This window comes from Leisingera sp. JC1 (assembly GCF_001679925.1).
Taxonomy (GTDB): Bacteria; Pseudomonadota; Alphaproteobacteria; order Rhodobacterales; family Rhodobacteraceae; genus Leisingera.
In genome coordinates this window covers 69,069-89,696 of record NZ_LYUZ01000103.1, presented here as the reverse complement: position 1 = coordinate 89,696, position 20,628 = coordinate 69,069, and the positions used below count along the sequence as shown (strand labels likewise).

Genomic DNA, 20,628 nt, shown 5'->3' with positions numbered 1-20,628 from the left:
GGGTTGAGATGCAAGGCTCGATCCGGCATCAAAACAGCAGCAGCAAAGGACAGGTGATGACTTCCCCGATCTACGCCATTGGCGACATTCACGGCCAGCTTGAGATGCTGGAGCAGGCACTGGCGCTGATTGAGGCCGACGGCGGCGCGGATGCCCGCATCGTGTTCCTTGGCGACTACACCGACCGCGGCCCGGACAGCCGCGGCGTGATCGAACGGCTGATGCGGGGGCAGGCCGCGGGCCGCGACTGGATCTGCCTGAAGGGCAACCATGACCGGATGTTTGAGTGGTTTCTGGAAGACACGCCCCGCCACGACCCGCATCTGCTGATCGGCTACCATTGGCTGCATGAGCGGATCGGCGGGGTGGAGACTTTGGCCAGCTACGGGCTGACATTCGAGGACCGCACCCGGCTCGACGCTCTTCATGCCCGGGCCAAGGAGGTAATTCCTGCGCTGCACGCCGAATTTCTGCGCAGCCTTCCAGCCCTATATGAAACGCCGGAGCTTGCCTTCGTGCACGCTGGGATTCGTCCCGGGGTGCCGCTTGCCCGGCAGCATGAGAACGATCTGGTCTGGATCCGGAAGCCGTTCCACGATCACACCGGCGCGCATCCAAAGCTGATCGTGCATGGCCATACGCCCGTGGACAAGCCCGGCCACTATGGCAACCGCATCAACCTCGACAGCGGCGCCGGCTACGGCCGTCCGCTCACCGCAGCGGTGTTCGAGGGCCGCGACTGCTGGCTGCTGACCGAAGCAGGCAGGGCCCCGCTAGAACCCTGACCCGCTTTTTCATCTTTCCACAAGAACTCTTGGGGTGAGCGCCAAAGGCGCGAGGGGGCAAAGCCCCCTCAAGCAGCGCTCATGTCCAATCCAGCACCACCTTGCCGCTGGAGCCGGATTTCATCGCCGCAAAGCCTTCGGCGAAATCATCGACGCCGAACCGGTGCGTGATCACCCGGCTCACATCCAGACCGTTCTGCAGCATCGCGATCATCTTGTACCAGGTCTCGAACATCTCGCGGCCGTAGACGCCCTTGATGGTGATCGCCTTGAACACGATGCGCGACCAGTCGACCGGCGATTTGCCCGGCGGAATGCCCAACAGGGCAATCTTGCCGCCCATCACCAGCGCCTCCACCATCTGATCGAGCGCGGCCTGCGAACCAGACATCTCCAGCCCGACGTCAAACCCCTGTTTCAAGCCCAACTCGCGCACCACGTCCTGCAGGTCTTCCTGCGCCACGTTCAGCGCACGCACCGCCGGCACCACATGTTCTGCAAGGCTCAGCCGGTCCGGGTTGATGTCGGTGATCACCACATGCCGCGCGCCGGCATGTTTCGCCACGGCCGCCGCCATGATGCCGATGGGGCCGGCGCCGGTGATCAGCACGTCCTCCCCCAGCAGGTCAAAGCTCAGCGCGGTATGCACCGCATTGCCGAGCGGGTCGAGGATGGCGCCGATTTCATCCGGGATATCCTCCGGCAGCGGCACCACGTTGAAGGCCGGCAGTTTCAGATACTGGGCAAAGGCGCCCTGTTCATTCACCCCGATGCCGCGGGTGCCCGGGTCCAGGTGGAACTTCCCGGCCCGGCTCTGGCGCGAGTCGGTCTTGATCAGATGACCCTCGCCGGAGCAGCGCTGCCCCACCTCCAGATCAGTGACATTGCGCCCGATCTCGACAATCTCGCCCGCAAACTCATGGCCGGTGATCATCGGCACCGGCACGGTGTGCGACGCCCATTCGTCCCAGTTCCAGATATGGATATCGGTGCCGCAGATGCCGGTCTTCTTCACCTTGATCAGCACCTCGTCGGGGCCGATTTCCGGCACCGGCGCCTGTACCATCCACAGGCCTTCCTGCGGATGGCTCTTTTCCAGCGCCTTCATCGTGTTCGGACGGCTCATCAGATCACCCCCAGTTCCTTGCCCACCTTGCCAAAGGCGGCCAATGCCCGGTCCAGCTCCTCCCGCGTCAGCGCCGCATTCATCTGGGTGCGGATCCGCGCCTGGCCGCGCGGCACCACCGGGAAGAAGAAGCCGGAGACATAGACGCCCTCGTCGAACAGCCGCGCCGCCATGTCCTGCGCCAGCTGCGCCTCGCCCAGCATCACCGGGATGATCGGATGTTCACCCGGCAGCAGGTCAAAGCCCAGCTTTTCCAGCCCCGCGCGCCAGTATTTCGCATTTTCGAACAGCTGCGCCCGCAGGCCGTCCCCTTCCTCCACCAGCCGGATCGCCTCCAGCCCGGCAGCAACAATGGATGGCGGCAGCGAATTGGAGAACAAATAGGGCCGCGCCCGCTGCCGCAGCAGGTCGATCACTGGCTGCGGCCCGGCGATATAACCGCCGATGGCCCCCCCAAGTGCTTTGCCCAATGTCCCGGTGACGATATCAACGTCCACCCCGAAATGCTCCGGCGTGCCCGCGCCTGTTGCGCCCATGAAGCCGGTGGCGTGGCAGTCATCCACCATCACGATGGCATCGTATTTGTCCGCCAGCGCCCGGATCTCCGGCAGCTTGGCCAGGTAACCGTCCATCGAGAACACGCCGTCGGTCGCGATCATGATATGCCGCGCACCGTCCTCGCGGGCCTGCTTCAGCCAGGCCTCCAGATCGTTCATGTCGCTGTTCAGGTAACGGTAGCGCTTGGCTTTGCACAGCCGGATGCCGTCGATGATCGACGCATGGTTCAGACTGTCGGAGATGATCGCATCCTCCGGCCCCAGCAGCGGCTCAAACAGCCCGCCATTGGCGTCGAAACAGGCCGCGAACAGGATCGCATCATCCTTGCCCAGAAACTTCGCCAGCCGCTGCTCCAGCTCCCGGTGAATGTCCTGGGTGCCGCAGATGAACCGGACAGAGGCCATGCCGAAGCCTTTCGGCTCCATCGCGTCCTTGGCGGCCTTGATCAGGGCGGGGTGGTCGGCCAGACCCAGATAGTTGTTGGCGCACAGGTTGATCACCTGCTGGTCGCCCACGGTGATCTCGCCCCCCTGCGGGGAGGTGATCATTCGTTCGCGCTTGTACAGCCCCTCAGCCTCAATCTGGGCCAGCGTGTTGGAGATGTCGGTCAGAAAAGCAGTGGACATGCGCAAACTCCTTTGGTGTCTCGAGTCGCGTGTCTATCATAGCGGATGTGTTTCCGGAATACAGGATTTCAGCATTGCGGAAAAAAATCCGTGAAACTGGAATGCATAAGTGAAATTCCGCCGAACCGGACTATCTGCCCCGGCAACAGGGAGGGCACGGCATGGCCAGAGTCACGGGAATAGGCGGGGTTTTCATCAAGGCGCACGGCGACGCCAAGGCGCTGGCACAGTGGTACAGCGAGCATCTGGGACTGGACCTGCAGGAGTTCGGCGGTGCGGTCCTGAGCTGGCAGGACGACACGGCAGAGGACGGCGGCCTCACAGTTTGGGCCACTGCCGACGCAGACGGCACCTGGTTTGACCCCAGCACCGCGGGTTTCATGATCAACTACCGGATCGACGATATGGACGGGATGATCGCGCAGCTCAAGGCCGCAGGTATTGCCATCCTGAAAGGGCCGGACACCCATGAGAACGGCCGCTTCGCCTGGATCATGGACCCGGAAGGCAACAAGGTGGAGCTGTGGGAGCCGAAGCTCTGGGATGAGACGGACAAGGGCTGACCGCCCAAAAGAAAACGCGGCCCCCAAGGGGAGCCGCGCTTCCAATCAGCAAAGCTGTCTGGCTTATGCCAGTTCCAGGTTCACCGCCGACTCGCGGCCGTCACGGCCGGGCTCGATGTCGAAAGTGACTTTCTGGTTGTCGGCGAGGCCGGTCAGGCCGGAACGCTCAACAGCGGAAATGTGCACGAACACATCTTTGCTGCCGCCCTCGGGCGCGATGAAGCCGTAGCCTTTGGTGGTGTTGAACCATTTTACGGTGCCGGTGGCCATATCCGTAGTCTCCTTTTTGATGCTGCCCGCGGAACTGCGGCAGCCTGGCGTAGTCGGTCTGGATCGAGAGACTGATAACGCCGCAGAACGGGAGACAGTGGATCGACAAGAATAACGTTAGCGGACCACATATGGGCCGGTCCCCCGAGTCGTTCAAGGGGAATGTGCATAAAAGGCACAAGGTGGGGGTTTTAAGCCGATGGATGCCGTTTCCGAATTTCATGAAAAGGCCTGGCCTTCCAGGCATGGGGCACGGTCCCGAGAGCAGGGGATGAAACCGGCTGTTACCCTTGGAAAATTCTCAGCCTTCGAAGCGCCGCTCCTGCAATGGCTGGCAGGAACGTAAGTACCGCAAGATATGCTGCTGCAACGAGGATTAAAACAGCAGTGGATGAGAGGCCGAGAAAAAAGAGAGGCTCACTAAGGCAAAAGGGCGAGAAGATTCCGAGCAAGTCTATGACCACAAGCGGCAGATGTGCCGTCGAGCCAATCAATACATACAGTACGTCTTTTAGGCCAAGATTCTTGCTACGCATTCTTCACAATCAAAAACACCCGCGCCGGCCCCTCCGGTGCGGTGATCGAATGGGCGACATCGGCAGCATAGCGCGCGGTGTCGCCGGCCTGAAGCTGGTCCCTGGCATTGCCGGAGCTGACCGCAATCTCACCTTCCAGCACCGTCAGCTGCTCCACCGCGCCGCGGGTGTGGGGCTGGCTTACCAGCGCGCCGCCCTGGTCGAACCGGATGTCATAGACCTCATGCCCCCCGGCCTCTTCCGGCGGTGACAGGATGCGGATGCGGCAGCCCTGGCCCATGTTCTCGATCTTGGGCACATCGCCCGCGCGCAGCACCTCGATCCGGTCCTGCATGTCGCCCGCTTCCAGCAGCCCCGCAAAATCCACCTGCAGGGCCCGCGTCAGGTTCCACAGCGTCGCAATGGTGGGGGAGCTTTCGCCGCGCTCGATCTGGCTCACCATCGAGCGGCTGACGCCCGACAGGTTTGCTACCGCCTCCAGGCTTAAGCCTTGCGCGCGGCGCGCCTCCTTCAGGCGGGCGGGCAGCAGGGTCAGGATATCGTCTGTGTTTTCCGTCATGACGGATTCTCTGCGCCGATGGGCGGCATTTGTCAATTGATCCGGCAAAACGCGGATGCTGCGCCGCGGCGGTGCACAGGGGGTGTACAAGGGGTGCACGGGGAGTGACGCGGCGTTTCCATGACGGCACGTCCCGGCAGACAGGTCCATGCTGCGGGCGCATAATGGTGCCAACGCAGGAGTTGAGGAGTAAGACCAATGACAGACATCGTGATCCTGAACGGTGCCCGCACCGCCATCGGCACCTTTGGCGGCGCGCTGGCAAATACCGCGCCGATCGACCTGGCCGCCACCGTGTCCAAGGCGGCGCTGGAGCGCTCCGGGGTGGAAGGCGGCCAGATCGGCCATGTGGTGTTCGGCCACATTATCAACACCGAGCCCCTCGACATGTACCTGAGCCGGGTCGCGGCGATGCAGGCGGGGGTGCCAGACGTTGTGCCGGCGATGAATGTGAACCGCCTCTGCGGCTCTGGCGTGCAGGCAATTGTATCGGCTTTTCAATCGCTTGCCATGGGGGATGCGGAGTTCGCCCTGGCTGGCGGCGCCGAGAACATGTCGCGCAGCCCCTACATCATCCAGCAAAGCCGCTGGGGCGCCAAGATGGGCGATGTGAAGTCGCTCGACATGATGCTTGGCGCCCTGAACTGCCCCTTCGGCACCGGTCATATGGGCGTGACAGCAGAGAATGTCGCTGATGAGCACGGTATTACCCGCGAACAGATGGACGCATTTGCCCTCACCAGCCAGACCCGCGCTGCCGCGGCGATTGAGGCCGGGTATTTCAAGTCCCAGATCACGCCGGTCGAGGTGAAGGTGAAGCGCGATCTGGTGCCGTTTGAAGTGGACGAGCACCCCAAGCCCACCACGTCCGAGGCACTGGCGGGCTTGCGTGCGGTGTTCCAGAAGGACGGCCGGGTAACTGCCGGAAATGCCAGCGGAATCAACGATGGTGCTGCGGCCATGGTGCTGGCCACCGCAGCGGCGGCTGAGCGGGCCGGGCTGAAACCTAAGGCCCGGATTCTTGGCTATGCACACGCCGGTGTCCGGCCCGAAGTGATGGGCATCGGCCCGGTGCCTGCGGTGCGCAACCTCCTGGAGAAAACCGGGCTGTCCGCCGCAGATTTTGATGTTATTGAATCCAACGAGGCCTTCGCCTCCCAAGCCCTGGCTGTGAACAAGGAGCTGGGGCTGGATCCGGCCAAGGTGAACCCCAACGGCGGTGCCATCGCGCTAGGCCACCCGGTGGGCGCAACCGGTGCCATTATCACCCTGAAAACGCTTTATGAACTGGAGCGCACTGGTGGCTCCAAGGGGCTGATCACCATGTGCATCGGCGGCGGTCAGGGCATTGCTCTGGCAATTGAGCGCCTCTGACGAATTACGGCATGGGGGTCGGCAAGCGGCCCCCATGCCTGCCTGAACCGGCAAACTGCAAGGGGTTTTACGGACAGGTTACGGTTCAGCGGTATACAGAAAATACAATTAAAAGTAGCTTTTTTATGTGGCAAGAATCGCAAAAGTAACCTGTTTCTTGCCATGAGAATGCTGGGTTGCTCCCCGTAGGGAGAATGCCAGCCAAAAGGCGAGGCAAGGCCAGCTTTCAGTCAGCGGGCCGGTAATGGTGGCGTAATGAAAACAAAGGTGCTGCTCCTGGAAGATGACCAAGGTGTCCGCTTTACCTTCACAATGGCCCTGCAAGACGCCGGATATGACGTAAAACCTGTTGCCAGTTGTGCCGAAGCGATTGCGGCGCTTTCCGACATTGACGCAGGTATTTTGATCCTCGACCTGAAGATTGGAGAAGAAATGTCGCTGCCTGTGGCTGACTATGCTGCTCTGATGCGCCCGGAAATGCCGGTTGTCTGCATAACCGGCAGCCGCCTGTTCACCGGCGGAGAACTGTTTGGACTGAGCCGCAATATCCGCTGGGTGCTGCACAAGCCGGTCAACCTGCCTGATCTTGTGAGCATGATCGACTATGTCGCCGGTCAGGTGGTGACAGCTGAGGCCTGCTGAGCCGGTTTTTTCCTAACCGAAAGAAATGGTGAAGATTGCGCCCTTGCCGGGTTCTGCATCCGCAGTGAGCAGCCAGTTGTGGCGGCGGCAGATCTCAGCGCAAGTCGACAGCCCGATGCCGCTGCCTTCTATTTCGCGGTGCGCCCGGTGAAAGGGCTGAAGGATCATGTGCCGGTCTTGCGGATCAAAGCCGGTTCCGTTGTCGGCAACCGAAATTTTCCACTGATCCCGCCTGGTGCCGCTGAGATCAATTGTGATCTGCAACTGCCGGTCAGGATGCCGGTATTTGATTGCGTTCGACAATAGATTTATGAGTACCAGCTGCAGCAGCGTCGGATCTGCATGCAGCCGGAAGCCGTCACCGTTGACACGGATTTTCCCGCTGCAGGCTTGCAGTTCCTGCGTCAGGCATGTGCATGCTTCAGACACCGCGTCCCGTATGGCGATTTCCTGAAAGTTTATTCTGGCGGACGTCGACACGGAATGGTCCAGCAGTTCGGTTGTCAGCCGATCCATCTGCTGGGTGGCCCGGGTCATGTGCCGCAGGAACTCCCGCGCTGTTTCGGGCAGGTCGCCGGCGTAATGCTCCCAGAAATAATGCAAAGAGCCGGTGAGGGTGCTGATGGGGGTGCGAAGGTCATGGGAGGCTGCGTGGGCGAAGGCCTCCATCGACAGCAGAGTTTCCTGCAGCTTCAGGTTGGCGTCCTTAGCGCTGTGCAGCTCGCTGGTCAGCCTGCCACGCAACCCGTTCATCTGCCGGAGGGAATTCGCGGTCACCCTGAGCTGGTCGTGGGTCAGCAGGATCAGCCGCTCACCCTGTGCATTGGAGCGCAGCAACGAAATGCGGAATTCCGTATCCGGAGATGCTGCCGTGCGGATGCCAGCAGTCATGGGCAGGGTTACGGCACCCTTGGCCGTACCATGCCGCAGCCGCTCGACAACGCGCTCGGCTTCCAGCGTCGTCAGCTCGCTGATACAGGTCCCGTTCAGCGCACCGCAGCCAGGCTGGGAGCCGGAGGCAAAGCTGCGCTCTGCCCGCCGGTTGCAGACAAGAATACGGCCGTTCCAATCGAGAATGAATGATGCGTAGGGGGAGGCCAGATAGGCTCTCCCCAAAAGTTCATCATTCAGGGCGTCATTTCCCGCCGGTAACTGCATCAAAGCCGGTCGTCGTAAGTTTCACGGCGTTTTGAGTGAAGGCACAGCTGCCGAAGCCAAAACCGGGCGCACGTGCGCTCCGGGCGTATTTTTCTTAAGCGCGCCTGGTTCACTCTGGTCCGCTCCGGTAAAGCTTCATACCGCCAAAGACATGGGTCGTGCGGCCGGCTGCGTCCTGACGGGCTTGAGCAAACAGCTCACCGCTTTGGTAGCTGCCATCTGCGCCCTTCAGCCTGATCGGGTACAGGAAGGGCTGTCCTGCAGTCAGCGCGTCCTGCAGCCCGTCGTTCACATAGTCACGATCCTCCGGATGGAGGCGCTCCAGCAGCGTTTCCACGGATGGCACGTCCTTGTCCTGATCACACCCCAGCAGGTTATACATCGGCGCATTCCAGAGCGGCACATTGTTCCTGACATCAAAGGAAAAAGTGCCTACTAAGAAGTGGTTCAGCACTGCTGCGCTGGACCCCAGCATCAGATTGCGTTCTTCGAATTTCGCTTTGTTCCAGCACACGCCAATCAGCTGGAAGTTTTCGCCGTGGGAATCCTGAAAGATCATCATGCTTCCCGCTATGCCAAGCGTGTTACCCGCATCATCGAAGAAACGGGCTTCGTACTCAAAAGACCCTCCTTCTTTCATCAGCTTTTCCAGCCGCGTTTGCAGGCGGGGCTGGTCTTCCGGATGGACCCGGGCCAGCAGTTCCTCAAGATCGAGGCCTGCCTCGGAGTCATCGATTCCCAGAATGGAGTGGGATTCCGGGGAGAGGTAAGTCTCATTGGATTGCAGGTTTTGCGTCCAGAAACCAACGTTGGTGACCTTGCTGACCAGCTTCAGGACTTGGTTAAAGGGCTCGTTATCGAAACGGGACACGGTGATCGAGATACCGATCAGCTTCTGGTGCTGATCAAGCACTGGGGCCAGGATCAGAGTGTAGTATTCGCTGCCTGAGAAAACCGGAATGCGTCGGGTTTCCTGCAGCCGCAGCACAGAGTTTGCAATCGGCGCCAAAGCCGGGAAACCGGCAGGCAGGTGGCATTGACTGAGGTGCAGCCCGGTTGGCGGAAGCTCGCCGATTCCAAGCACGTCCTGTGCCACGCGCGAAAGCCGCCGGATGATCAGCGCCTGATCCGCCAGCGCCACCGCATAGGGCGACGACACCAGCATCGCCTCCAGCTCTGAGGCCAGAGCCTGGCGTTCCGCTGAACTGATCTGCAATTCCTCGTTGACGGTCAGCAGCTCTTCGTTGGTGGATTGCAACTCCTCGTGGGACGTTTCCAGCTCTTCATTGGTGGCTTGGAATTCTTCGTTGTTTGACTGCAATTCCTCATTTGTGGATTGCAGTTCCTCGTTCGCGGTCTGCAGTTCTTCGATGGTTTGCTGCAGCGCCTCTTGGGTAGACCGGACCTCTTGCTCCATTCGTTCAACGTATTCGCGCTGATCGCGATCTGAAATGTCCTCCAGGTTGAGTTCCCTCTGCTCCTCAAACTTGGAATTGATTACCAGCAGGCAATGTAGTTCTCCACCTTTGTGGCTGAAGAATGGAAAGGCTTGCAATTGGACCCGATTGCCGGTGGGCAGAGACAGATTGTGCCAGCGCCCGTCGCGGCGCTCTTCCTTGCGTGTGGCAACCGCGATCAGGCTTGAAGCTTCGCTCCTCAGCGGATCGATCAGCATTTTAACGTTCAGCGACGTTGACATGCCTGCGCGGATTTCGCTGTAGACACTGATATCGCCCAGTACTTCGATGATGTCACCATTGCGGGTGCAAATCAGCCCATTAGGCGCAACAGAGCGGGCAAGCGACAGGCTGACCTGATCCGATTGCTCTGCCGCTGATTGCGTTGCGGTCTTACGAAGCTCAGCAGATCGAGCGTAGGCGCCACCGGTTGAGCTGTGGGAGATCGTTAGTTCCCTGGAAATCCCGCGGCGTTTGCCGAAAATCTTGTCAGCACCTTGCCGGGCTTCAAAGTAGATGCCCATTTCACCAACGGTTTCCGACGTTCCCAAGAACAGCAGCCCGCTTGCGGAAAGCGAGTAGTGCAGCCGGGAGAGAACGCGTTCCTGCAGCGCCAGATTGAAATAGATCAGAACGTTGCGGATGGTGATCAGGTCGATATTGATGAAGGGGGGATCCTGGAAAACATTGTGACGCGAAAACAGCGTGACATTGCGCAGCTCCTGGCGGACAGAGATGTCGCCTTCACCGAGGATGAAGTATTCCTTCAGGTAGGCGGAAGGAATATCCTGCACTGCCGATGCCGGGTAAATACCTTTGCGCGCGATTTCGATAGCATTCTGGTCGATGTCAGTTGCAAAGATCTGCACGTTGCTCTTGGTCAGGGCGTGCAGGCCGCCAAGCAGTTCTGCGATCAGGATCGCAATTGAATAGGCTTCCTCTCCAGTGGCGCAGCCGGCCACCCAAACCCGGATCGGGCCGGGGCCACGACTTGCCAGCTGCTTTTCCAACTGGTCGTTCAGCTTGCGGAATTGTTCCGGGTCGCGGAAGAAACGGGTGACTGAGATCAGCAGATCCCGGTGCAGCGCGTCGACTTCCTCGAGATTTGATCTGCAATAGTCGACATAGCTCTCGTAGTTCTCAATGCCGAGCGCTGTCATGCGCCGGGCCACCCGCCGGTTTATGGTGTTTTCCTTGTAGTTGGCAAAGTCCACCTGGGTCCGGGCCATCAGGATGGCAAACAGGTCGCTCAGCTTGCTGGGTTCATCCGCGTCGGGCTGCAGCAGCGCCAGATTGCGCGGCCTGGTCAGGATCTTTTCGAATTGCAGGCCGATCTGCTCCGGTGTCAATTTCAGGTCGATGCAGCCGGTTTCAATGGCAGAGACTGGCATACCGTCGTATTTTGCCGAACCTGGATCCTGGGCAATGGTGATGCCTCCGCATTCACGGATGGCCTGCACACCATAGCTGCCATCGCTGCCCGTTCCGGACAGCACGATACCAACGCAGCGCTCCGCGCATTCTTCGGCAATGCTCTTGAACAGGCGGTCAGCCGAGGGTTTGGGGGAAGCGGGATGGCCAGCAGGATTGCGCAGCCGCAAGACGCCATGTTCCAGCACCACGTCGGTGTCCGGCGGTGTGATGTAGATTGTGCCGGCTTCCGGCTGGGTCTCGCGCCCCAGCTCCATGACAGGCAGCTTGGTTTCGCGTGCAATCAGAGATGACAGCACGCTTTTGTGAGTGGGCGACATGTGCTGCGCGATGACATAGATGGCGTTGGCTGCCGGCGGAAGGTTCTGCACCAGGGAAGACAGCGCCTCCAGCCCGCCGGCGGAAGCGGCGATGCCGACCACATGGAGGCCATTTTCCTCTTCTCCTTCCGGCGAGGCAGAGCTGGTACCAGCACTCATCTTCTGATCCATATCTTCCATTTGTCGTCAGCCGCTTCGAAAAAATGTCAAAAAGAATGTATCCACTCCCGAAGCTGTCCGGGATGTGAAGCGCGGGATCTATGCCGCAGTGCAAAATTTGTCGATTATTTTGAGAATCCGGCCCGGAGAAACTGGTTTAGGTGTAAAACCGTCCATGCCCAGCTTCTTGACAACCGCCTCGTCGTGATACGCCGCATCTGCGGTCACCGCGATGATCGGTACATTGTTGGGGGGATTCATCGGGGCTTCCCGAATCTTCTTGGTTGCGTCGATCCCCGAAAGCAGCGGCATGTGAAGATCCATCAGGATCAGGCCGTATTCGCTTGGGGCGCTGCTGACCATGTCGATGCAAGTCTGGCCATTCTCTGCAATACCGACTTCGACCCCAAGGGCAGTGATGATCTCGCGCATCATGTATCGTGTAAATTCGTCATTTTCGACGAGCAGAACTTTGCGCGGGTTGTTCATCAACTGGTTCCGTTGTTGCTTCAGGTTCAAGTCAGGAACAGAGCATTCCATCACGGCCTTACTGCAAGAATGAATTGGCGGGCTTTATAGTGCTCCTGCTGCATCAAGTACTTATGCGGGAAATCCGGTCAGGTCTCCGGCTTTCATAATGGTGATGTTTAACCTGCGGGTCAACGTGTCTGGAGCGCTTGATCTGCACCCAGTGGGCGAGTTCCTAGTGGGCATTAGCTGAACTGATTGGCGCAGCATCCGTTAGACTGCCCGCTCGATTTCCGGCCCGGCCTGGGATGATGCAAGTGATGGTGGTCAGGATTTTCTTGTTCAGACCAGCAAGGCAATCACCGCGCAGACGCCGGTGGCGCCGGCTGCACCCAGCACCGCTGGCGCGACCCAGCTTCGCGGGCTGCGTGGCCGTGCCCCATTCTGCGCGGCTTGTGCGATCAGCGCCTGTTCCACCAGCGCAGGCAGGCGGGGGCCGAAGCGGGCCATCACTTTGGCGGTGTCCAGCAGGTCGGTAACAACAGCGCGGGGGCCGATGGATTTCTTGATGTAATCCTCTACCACCGGCCGGGCCGCTTCCCAGATGTTGATATGCGGATCGAGCGAGCGGGCGACGCCCTCGACCACCACCATAGTGCGCTGCAGCAGGATCAGCTCGGTGCGGGTTTCCATGCCAAAGCGTTCGGTGACTTCGAACAGGTAGTTCAGAAGGCGGCCCATCGAGATCTGCGAGGCGTCCATGCCGAAGATCGGCTCGCCCACGGCGCGCAGGGCACGGGCGAATTCATCGACATCGCGGTTGGCAGGTACATAACCGGCTTCGAAATGAACCTCTGCCACGCGTTTGTAGTCGCGCTTGATAAAGCCGTAGAGAATCTCGGCGTAGACCCTGCGGGTGTATTCGTCGATGTGGCCCATGATCCCGAAATCATAGGCGATGATATCACCGTTGCTTGCCACCTTGAGGTTGCCCTGGTGCATGTCGGCGTGGAAAAAGCCGTCGCGCAGCGCGTGGCGCAGGAACAACGACAGAACCCGGTTGGCCAGCAGTTTACGGTCGTGGCCGGCTGCATCCAGCGCATCATTGTCGCCCAGCGGGATGCCGTCTGCCCAGCCCATCGTCATCACCCGGCGGGCGGAATAGGCCCAGCGGATTTCCGGCAGCTGGAAGCCTTCGTCCTTGGCTGTGTTGGCAGCGAATTCCGAAGCCGCGGCGCTTTCCAGCCGCAGGTCCAGTTCGCCCTGCACCACGCCATCGAAATGCTCAATCACGTCCATCGGCTTCRGGCGGCGGGCTCCGGGTGCGAAAAGGTCGACGATGCGGGCCGCGAAATAGAAGGCGTCCACATCCTTGTTGAAGGCGCGTTCAATGCCGGGGCGGAGAACCTTGACGGCGACTTCTTCGCCGGTTTCTGCCAATGTGGCGCGGTGAACCTGGGCGATGGAGGCGGCGGCGATCGGGTCGCTGAAGTCTGAGAAAATCTCGGAGACCGGACGGCCCAGCTCCTTTTCCACCTCGGCCAGCGCCTGGGCGCGGGAAAATGGCGGCAGCTTATCCTGCAGCACGCGCAGCTGGTTAGCCAGATCCTTGCCCACAACGTCAGGCCGGGTCGACAGCACTTGGCCGAACTTGATGTAGGCCGGTCCTAGCGCATTCAGCGCGCGGGTCTCTGGCGGCATCGCGGGGTCGCCCTTGTAGCCCAGCCACTTGAAGGGCCAGCCCAGAGTACGCGCCAGCATGCGCAGGGGTTTTGGCGCCTCAAATGCCTCCAGCACAGAATGCATGGCGCCGGTGCGCTCGAAAGTGGCGCCTGTGCGGATCAGGCGCAGGATATTATGAGGGCCGCGCATGGGTCAGATCTTCCAGCCGGAATGCAGGCAGGCAATGCCCATCGACAGGTTGCGGTACTTCGCGTTCTCAAAGCCCGCCTGTTTCACCATGCTCAGAAACGTCTCCTGATCGGGGAAGTTGCGGATCGATTCCACCAGGTACTGGTAGCTGTCATAGTCGCCCGCAATCATCTGGCCCATCCGCGGGATCACATTGAATGAATAGAGGTCATAAAGCTTCTGCAGGCCGTCATTGGGCAGCTGCGAGAACTCCAGCACCATCAGGCGACCCCCGGGGCGCAGCACCCGGTAAGCTTCGTTCAGGGCTTCCTGCGGACGGGTCACGTTCCGGATGCCGAAGGAGATGGTGTAGACGTCGAAGGTGTTGTCCTTGAACGGCAGCTTCATAGCGTCGCCGGTGACCCAGTCGAGGCTGTCGGCCATCTGCTCGGCTTCGGCGCGCTTGCGGCCTTCCTCCAGCATCGGGCGGGTGAGATCCAGAACGGTGGAGTGGCCGGACCCTGCGCGTTTCAGAAAGCGGAAGGAAATGTCGCCGGTGCCGCCTGCCACATCCAAAAGCCGCTGACCGGGACGCGGCGCCAGCCAGTCCATCATCGCGTCCTTCCAGACCCGGTGAATACCGACGCTCATCACGTCATTCATTATGTCGTATTTCGAGGCGACCGAATTGAAGACCCCCTGCACGCGGCCGGCCTTCTCCTCCTCGCGGACGGTTTCGAAGCCGAAATGGGTGGTCTTGTTTTCTGTCATGAGGCGCACCTTGATTCACTTTTGCCCGGGATATAGCGTCCGGACCGGATAGACAAATGAACAAAACAACGCGGATCGATGTTTGAAGCAATCGCGCAGAAATTCATGACCCTTTTGGCAGCATTTCAATCCAGCCCAGGCGTGTTTTCAGCCATCATGGCCGTGGGGCTGGGGTTGATTTGGCTCAAGTACCGGCTGGTTGGCCGGGCCATCCGATCCTCCCACGAGCAGAACTACGCAGGTTGGAACACAGAGGCAAAGCGGGCTACTCAGGCGCATCCCACAGGTGTAGGCCAGCAGGATGTGCTGGTGATGAAGCCGATCAGACTACTGCCCATCGCCTTCTTCTGCCTGCTCTTCTTTGGTGGCGGCGCAGTTTTCATGGCATTGACAGAGCTTCAGCAGCCAGAACCGTCCTGGAAGGCCTGGTTTTCTGTTGTTGTCGGGATCGGTTTCAGCATTCTCAGCCTTTGGATGATCGTGTTTTCCTTTACCCGTATCATCTTCAACGGCGAGACAATCGAACGGCAGGCTCTCTTTCGGAAACGGCTGGTTTTACCTTTGTCCCGACTTCAAGAGGTCCGCCCGATCAACAAGACGATTGCTGGCGGCGTTTATCTTGAATTTGGCGAGGGTCAGCGGCTGCGGGTTGTTCCGCGCATGTCCGGCTACCGCCAGCTTCTGGAACTGCTCGCGAGGGATGATCCGAAGTTAAGGCTGATGGTCCAGCTGTTCGGCAACCGCATGCAGGAAGTAAACGATGCCTGAACTCCCCGAGGTCGAGACGGTGAAACGCGGGTTGGCGCCTGCGATGGAGGGGGCGGTGATCGTGAGGGCGGCGGTGAATCGGCCGGATTTGCGCTGGCCGTTCCCGGATCGGATGGCAGAGAGGCTGACCGGGGCGCGTGTAAATGGCCTCAGGCGGCGGTCGAAATACATTCTGGCTGATCTCGACACAGACGAGACGCTGCTCATTCATCTCGGGATGTCGGGCCGTATGACCGTGTCGGGCGACCCTTTGGGGCAATTCGTGCATGAGCACCCGCAGGCGGAGAAGCACGACCATGTTGTTCTGGACATGGACAATGGCGCCCGCATCACCTTCAATGACCCGCGCCGGTTCGGGGCGATGGATCTGCTGGAAACCGCAACCGCCGATACCCACAAGCTGCTGTCGGTGCTGGGGCCGGAGCCCTTGGGCAATGATTTCCACGAGGATCATCTTGTGGCCGCCTTCAAGGGACGAAACACACCGGTGAAATCCGCATTACTGGATCAGGGAATCATCGCAGGGCTTGGTAACATCTACGTCTGCGAAGCGCTGTTCCGTGCGGGAATTTCGCCACGCCGTAAGGCCGGGCAGATTGCCGCGCATCGGGTGGCGGCGCTGGTGCCGATCATCCGGGACGTGCTGCAGGATGCCATTCGCGCGGGCGGGTCATCGCTCAAGGATTTCAGGCAAGCTTCTGGAGAACTTGGGTATTTTCAGCATAGTTTCGATGCCTACGGCCGCGAGGGCGAGGCCTGCCGCCGCGAGGGTTGCGCCGGGTCAATTGCCAGAATCACCCAGTCGGGGCGTTCCACCTTCTACTGTGTAAAGTGCCAAAGATAGCTTGATCAAAGGAACCCTTTTGGTAAGGACTCGGATCTGAACGGAACAACCGAAAGAGAAATCATGGCCTACGAGACGATCACCGTCGATGTGCAGGACCACGTTTGCCTTATCAAGCTGAACCGCCCGGAGGCGATGAACGCGCTCAACAAGGAGCTCATTGGCGAGCTCTGCGATGCTCTGGAAGAGGCCGATGCCAGCGACAAGGTGCGCTGCATCGTGCTGACCGGCTCGGAAAAAGCCTTTGCTGCCGGTGCCGACATCAAGGAGATGTCGGAACTGAGTTTCACCGAGGTGTTTTCCACCAATTTGTTTGCCGACGCCAATGACCGCATTTCGGCGATCCGCAAACCGGTGATCGCTGCGGTGGCCGGTTATGCGCTGGGCGGCGGCTGCGAGCTGGCGATGCTGTGCGACTTCATCATCGCCGCCGAAACTGCCAAGTTCGGCCAGCCGGAAATCAACCTGGGTGTTGTGGCCGGCATCGGCGGCACCCAGCGCCTGACCCGGTTCGTGGGCAAATCCAAGTCGATGGACATGAATCTGACCGGCCGCTTCATGAATGCCGAAGAGGCGGAGCGTGCAGGCCTAGTATCGCGCGTGGTGCCAGCGAAGAAGCTGATCGAGGAAGCCACCGCGGCAGCACAGAAGATCGCCGAGAAATCGCAGCTGACTGCAATGGCAGTGAAGGAGGCGGTGAACCGCTCTTATGAGCTGCCGCTGAGCGAGGGCATTCTGTTCGAACGCCGCGTGTTCCATTCGATGTTTGCAACCGAAGACCAGAAAGAGGGCATGGCCGCTTTTCTGGAAAAGCGCGAAGCGCAGTTCCGCGACAAGTAAGCGGCACATCAGAAACCGGAACGGCGGGCTGCACAGCCCGCCGTTTTGCATTCCGGGCCGGTGCACTTGCATTTCCATGCAGAGTTGGGTAAACGCCGCCCTCATACATGCGCGTGCAGCCCGCTCAGGCTAGAATCACACCGGTGACTGATCCGGGGCTGGCTGGCATTGCGTCCGATTGAAACAGAACCCGAAGATAAGGTCAGACACCATGGCAAATTCGCCCCAGGCCAAGAAGCGCGCACGTCAGAACGAAAAGCGCTTTGCCGTTAACAAAGCCCGTCGTTCGCGCATCCGCACCTTCCTGCGTAAAGTTGAAGAAGCCATCGCGTCCGGCGATAAGGAAGCAGCAACCGCAGCTCTGCGCGCGGCTCAGCCCGAGCTGATGCGCGGCGTCACCAAAGGTGTGTATCACAAAAACACCGCTTCCCGGAAAATCTCGCGCCTGTCCGCGCGCGTGAAGGCACTGGCCTGAGATTCGCTCTGCTGAGCAGGCTCACGGGCCTTTGAAAAGTTGTCAGGGCGCTGCAGATTGCAGCGCCTTGTTTTTTGGGAAAACCCTTGCCGGGACTCGCTGGGCGCAGGAGATTCTTTGCCGCCAAAGACAGAGTCAACATCATAGTTTCGTTGCCGCTGCCCCCCTCAAATTGCTACCACTGTATCAGCGATTCACTCGCTGGGGGGACAGGCTGCTCGCGGCAATCTTGACGGGCATCAAGATTGCCAAGTTGCTCGGCATGACGCGTACTTGATGCGCTAACATGCCGTGATCCACTGCTGTATCGGTTATGGTCAGCAGCCTTGTCTCAATTGTGTGCGATACTGTTCGTAACGGCGAATCTGCCGCATTTTGCGGTCTGTTCTGCTGTTCCAAGCGAACGTCATGCCTTCGGGTAATGCGGCCACTGCTGGTCCGTACACGGTAACCCTGTGCGTGAATGCCCCCCGGGTGGTTGGGGGTAAGAATAGAATTGGCCCGGCAAAGGGGCCGCTGCTTTTTTGGGGATGCGTGAGGCGCAGCATGACAGAAGAAAAATGGGGACAGCTCAGAAACCGGCTGTTGAAGACGGTCGGCCAAAACAATTTTACGACCTGGATTGAGCCGCTTGAATTTGACGCCGTGGACGGTGGGGTTGCCGTCTTCAAAGTGCCGACCAATTTCATGGGTAACTACGTCAGCCAGAACTTTGCAGATCTGATTCTGCATGAACTGACGATGTCAGGCGAGCAAGTGCAGCGCCTGGCCTTCCGGGTGGCGGCGAACAGCCCGGCGCGCCCGGTGCAATCCGCCGCTGCGGCTGAGGCATACGGCAGCGCTGACGGTGATGTGGCCGTGATGACTGCGCCCGCGGCTTCTTCCTCCTCGGGCAAGGACACCTTGGAGGCCCTTCAGGCCGCACCGCTCGACCCGCGTTTCACCTTCGACAGCTTTGTCGTCGGCAAGCCGAACGAGCTGGCCCATGCTGCCGCGCGCCGCGTTGGCGAAGGTGGTCCGGTCACCTTCAATCCGCTGGTTCTGTATGGCGGCGTGGGTTTGGGTAAAACCCACCTGATGCACGCCATCGCCTGGGAGCTGAAGGAAAAGAATCCTTCATTGAACGTGCTGTACCTGTCGGCGGAACAGTTCATGTACCGCTTTGTGCAGGCCCTGCGCGAGCGCAAGATGATGGACTTCAAGCACCTGTTCCGCTCGGTCGACGTGCTGATGGTGGATGACGTCCAGTTCATCGCCGGCAAGGATTCGACCCAGGAAGAATTCTTCCACACCTTCAACGCGCTGGTGGACCAGAACAAGCAGATCATCATCTCTGCCGACCGCGCGCCGGGCGAGATCAAGGATCTGGAGGAGCGGGTGAAGTCGCGCCTGCAGTGCGGCCTGGTGGTGGATCTTCACCCGACCGACTACGAGCTGCGTCTGGGCATCCTGCAGACCAAGGTTCAGCAGCAGCGCGAGACCTATCCGGACCTGCGCATTGCGGACGGCGTGCTGGAGTTCCTGGCGCACCGGATCTCAACCAACGTGCGTGTTCTCGAAGGCGCGCTGACCCGGCTGTTCGCCTTTGCCTCGCTGGTTGGCCGCGAGATCGACATGGACCTGACCCAGGACTGCCTGGCGGACGTTCTGCGCGCCTCCGAGCGCAAGATCACCGTCGAGGAAATCCAGCGCAAGGTCTCCGAGTATTACAACATCCGCATGTCTGATATCATCGGCCCCAAGCGCCTGCGCTCCTATGCGCGCCCGCGCCAGGTGGCGATGTATCTGTGCAAGCAGCTGACCAGCCGCTCGCTGCCCGAGATCGGCCGCCGGTTCGGCGGGCGCGACCACACCACCGTGATGCATGGTGTGAAGCGCATCGAGGAGCTGAAGCTGACTGACGGCCAGATCGCCGAGGACGTCGAAATGCTGCGCCGGTCTCTGGAAGCCTGACACCCGCGTTAGCTGAAATTGCAAACCCCAATTAGCACTGCGGCCCCGGATTCCGGGGCCGTTTTTTGTGTGTACCAGGGCCGCTAGTGATGACCCATAACAGCGGTGAATGCCCGGTATCACAGAAAACGAAGTTCCATTGCGTGCAAAACCGGTCATAACAGCGCCTTGGATGAGGAACGCGGCATGACAGATCAGACCCCACAGAACTTGGATACGCCCCGCGGGCTGGCCTTTGCCATCACCGCCTATCTGCTTTGGGGTTTCCTGCCGCTCTACATGAAGGCGCTTTCACACATTCCGGCGGCTGAGATCGTCACGCACCGGGTGATCTGGTCAGTGCCGGTGGCAGGCGCGCTGCTGATCGTGTTGCGCCGGACCAAAGACCTGCGCGCGGCGTTGAAAAATCCGCGGATGCTCGGCATGGCCTGCATCACTGCGGCACTGATTTCTGTTAACTGGGGTATCTACGTCTGGTCTATCGCGGCCGGGCGGGCGCTGGATGCGGCGCTTGGTTATTACATAAACCCGCTGTTCAGTATCGCGCTGGGTGCGCTGCTGCTGCGTGAGCCTCTTGGCAAGGCGCAAATGGCCGCCGTCGCACTGGCCGCGGCGGCAGTGCTGGTGCTGACGCTGGAGGCGGGCAGGGTGCCTTGGGTGGCAGTTGGTCTGACTCTGTCCTGGGGTTTTTATGCTTTCTTCAAGAAGTCTCTGCCGATCGGGCCCAACCAGGGGTTTCTGCTTGAAGTGCTGATCCTTTTGGCGCCGGCGCTGGGGTACTTCGCTTATCTGACAGGCACGGGCAGCAGCAGTTTTGGTGTCTCGCTGACGGACACCTGGCTGCTTCTAGGTTGCGGCGTGGTGACTGCTGTGCCGCTGATCGTCTATGCAAATGGCGCCAAGCTGGTGCGGCTCTCGACCATGGGGATCCTGCAATACATTGCCCCGACGATGATCATGCTGGCAGCGGTGCTGTTGTTCGGCGAAGAATTCGGCCGCGCCCGGATGATTGCATTTCCGATGATCTGGGCTGCGCTGGTGATCTACTCGGTGCCAATGATCCGGCAGATGCGCAAGCGCCCGGGTTGAGGGGT

General features: G+C 60.1%; 19 protein-coding genes. 10 read left to right on the top strand and 9 right to left on the bottom strand.

From position 1 onward, the window contains the following. Positions 1-56: 56 nt before the first annotated feature. Positions 57-785, top strand: a complete 729-nt coding sequence (locus tag A9D60_RS16305) for a metallophosphoesterase family protein (RefSeq protein WP_065268677.1) — start codon at positions 57-59, stop codon at positions 783-785. A gap of 79 nt (positions 786-864) precedes the next feature. Here A9D60_RS16305 and tdh read toward each other — a convergent pair whose 3' ends face one another. Next, on the bottom strand, positions 865-1,893 hold the full coding sequence (tdh, locus tag A9D60_RS16300) for an L-threonine 3-dehydrogenase (protein WP_065268568.1): 1,029 nt from the start codon (positions 1,891-1,893) through the stop codon (positions 865-867). 17 nt (positions 1,894-1,910) lie between these two features. Beyond that, a complete protein-coding gene (locus A9D60_RS16295) occupies positions 1,911-3,095 on the bottom strand; it encodes a glycine C-acetyltransferase (RefSeq protein ID WP_065268567.1) in 1,185 nt (394 codons plus the stop codon). A gap of 161 nt (positions 3,096-3,256) precedes the next feature. Here A9D60_RS16295 and A9D60_RS16290 point away from each other — a divergent pair, with 161 nt between their 5' ends. After that, positions 3,257-3,658 (top strand): VOC family protein, encoded by a 402-nt coding sequence (locus A9D60_RS16290; RefSeq protein WP_065268566.1) that lies wholly within the window; start codon positions 3,257-3,259, stop codon positions 3,656-3,658. Positions 3,659-3,721: 63 nt separating this feature from the next. Here the strand turns inward: A9D60_RS16290 and A9D60_RS16285 are convergent, their stop codons facing one another. After that, the gene (locus tag A9D60_RS16285) at positions 3,722-3,928 is read right to left on the bottom strand and encodes a cold-shock protein (RefSeq protein WP_039184356.1); all 207 of its coding nucleotides are present in this window, start codon (positions 3,926-3,928) and stop codon (positions 3,722-3,724) included. Between the two features lie 528 nt (positions 3,929-4,456). Continuing rightward, positions 4,457-5,023 (bottom strand): helix-turn-helix domain-containing protein, encoded by a 567-nt coding sequence (locus A9D60_RS16275; protein WP_065268564.1) that lies wholly within the window; start codon positions 5,021-5,023, stop codon positions 4,457-4,459. Between the two features lie 198 nt (positions 5,024-5,221). Here A9D60_RS16275 and A9D60_RS16270 point away from each other — a divergent pair, with 198 nt between their 5' ends. Together A9D60_RS16270 and A9D60_RS16265 are read left to right on the top strand one after the other, a co-directional pair. Beyond that, positions 5,222-6,397 (top strand): acetyl-CoA C-acyltransferase family protein, encoded by a 1,176-nt coding sequence (locus tag A9D60_RS16270; RefSeq protein WP_065268563.1) that lies wholly within the window; start codon positions 5,222-5,224, stop codon positions 6,395-6,397. Positions 6,398-6,652: 255 nt separating this feature from the next. Beyond that, complete coding sequence (locus A9D60_RS16265) at positions 6,653-7,039, top strand: response regulator (RefSeq protein WP_065268562.1); 387 nt, start codon at positions 6,653-6,655, stop codon at positions 7,037-7,039. Positions 7,040-7,051: 12 nt separating this feature from the next. On the opposite strand, the gene A9D60_RS16260 is transcribed toward A9D60_RS16265, so the two are convergent. The 5 genes from A9D60_RS16260 to ubiE form a co-directional block, all read right to left on the bottom strand. Then, positions 7,052-8,197 (bottom strand): sensor histidine kinase, encoded by a 1,146-nt coding sequence (locus A9D60_RS16260; RefSeq protein ID WP_065268561.1) that lies wholly within the window; start codon positions 8,195-8,197, stop codon positions 7,052-7,054. A gap of 109 nt (positions 8,198-8,306) precedes the next feature. Continuing rightward, positions 8,307-11,576, bottom strand: a complete 3,270-nt coding sequence (locus tag A9D60_RS16255) for a chemotaxis protein CheB (RefSeq protein ID WP_254656713.1) — start codon at positions 11,574-11,576, stop codon at positions 8,307-8,309. Between the two features lie 87 nt (positions 11,577-11,663). Then, positions 11,664-12,053: a response regulator gene (locus A9D60_RS16250; RefSeq protein WP_065268559.1), complete on the bottom strand. Its 390-nt coding sequence runs from the start codon at positions 12,051-12,053 to the stop codon at positions 11,664-11,666. A 321-nt stretch (positions 12,054-12,374) separates the two neighbouring features. After that, a complete protein-coding gene (gene ubiB, locus A9D60_RS16245; RefSeq protein WP_065268558.1) occupies positions 12,375-13,904 on the bottom strand; it encodes a 2-polyprenylphenol 6-hydroxylase in 1,530 nt (509 codons plus the stop codon). 3 nt (positions 13,905-13,907) lie between these two features. Continuing rightward, positions 13,908-14,654 (bottom strand): bifunctional demethylmenaquinone methyltransferase/2-methoxy-6-polyprenyl-1,4-benzoquinol methylase UbiE, encoded by a 747-nt coding sequence (ubiE, locus tag A9D60_RS16240; RefSeq protein WP_065268557.1) that lies wholly within the window; start codon positions 14,652-14,654, stop codon positions 13,908-13,910. A gap of 78 nt (positions 14,655-14,732) precedes the next feature. Between ubiE and A9D60_RS16235 the strand changes: the two genes are divergently transcribed. The 6 genes from A9D60_RS16235 to rarD all read left to right on the top strand — a co-directional run bounded on the left by A9D60_RS16235 (position 14,733) and on the right by rarD (position 20,623). Further along, positions 14,733-15,422, top strand: a complete 690-nt coding sequence (locus A9D60_RS16235; protein WP_065268556.1) for a hypothetical protein — start codon at positions 14,733-14,735, stop codon at positions 15,420-15,422. Then, positions 15,415-16,266 (top strand): bifunctional DNA-formamidopyrimidine glycosylase/DNA-(apurinic or apyrimidinic site) lyase, encoded by an 852-nt coding sequence (gene mutM, locus A9D60_RS16230; protein ID WP_065268555.1) that lies wholly within the window; start codon positions 15,415-15,417, stop codon positions 16,264-16,266. The genes A9D60_RS16235 and mutM overlap by 8 nt, the downstream gene beginning before the upstream one ends. 63 nt (positions 16,267-16,329) lie before the next feature. After that, complete coding sequence (locus tag A9D60_RS16225) at positions 16,330-17,106, top strand: enoyl-CoA hydratase (RefSeq protein WP_039184342.1); 777 nt, start codon at positions 16,330-16,332, stop codon at positions 17,104-17,106. A 211-nt stretch (positions 17,107-17,317) separates the two neighbouring features. After that, positions 17,318-17,581 (top strand): 30S ribosomal protein S20, encoded by a 264-nt coding sequence (rpsT, locus tag A9D60_RS16220; protein ID WP_019295144.1) that lies wholly within the window; start codon positions 17,318-17,320, stop codon positions 17,579-17,581. A 546-nt stretch (positions 17,582-18,127) separates the two neighbouring features. Then, positions 18,128-19,534: a chromosomal replication initiator protein DnaA gene (dnaA, locus tag A9D60_RS16210; RefSeq protein ID WP_065268553.1), complete on the top strand. Its 1,407-nt coding sequence runs from the start codon at positions 18,128-18,130 to the stop codon at positions 19,532-19,534. 186 nt (positions 19,535-19,720) lie between these two features. Beyond that, positions 19,721-20,623: an EamA family transporter RarD gene (gene rarD / locus A9D60_RS16205; RefSeq protein WP_065268676.1), complete on the top strand. Its 903-nt coding sequence runs from the start codon at positions 19,721-19,723 to the stop codon at positions 20,621-20,623. The last annotated feature ends 5 nt before the right edge of the window (positions 20,624-20,628 follow it).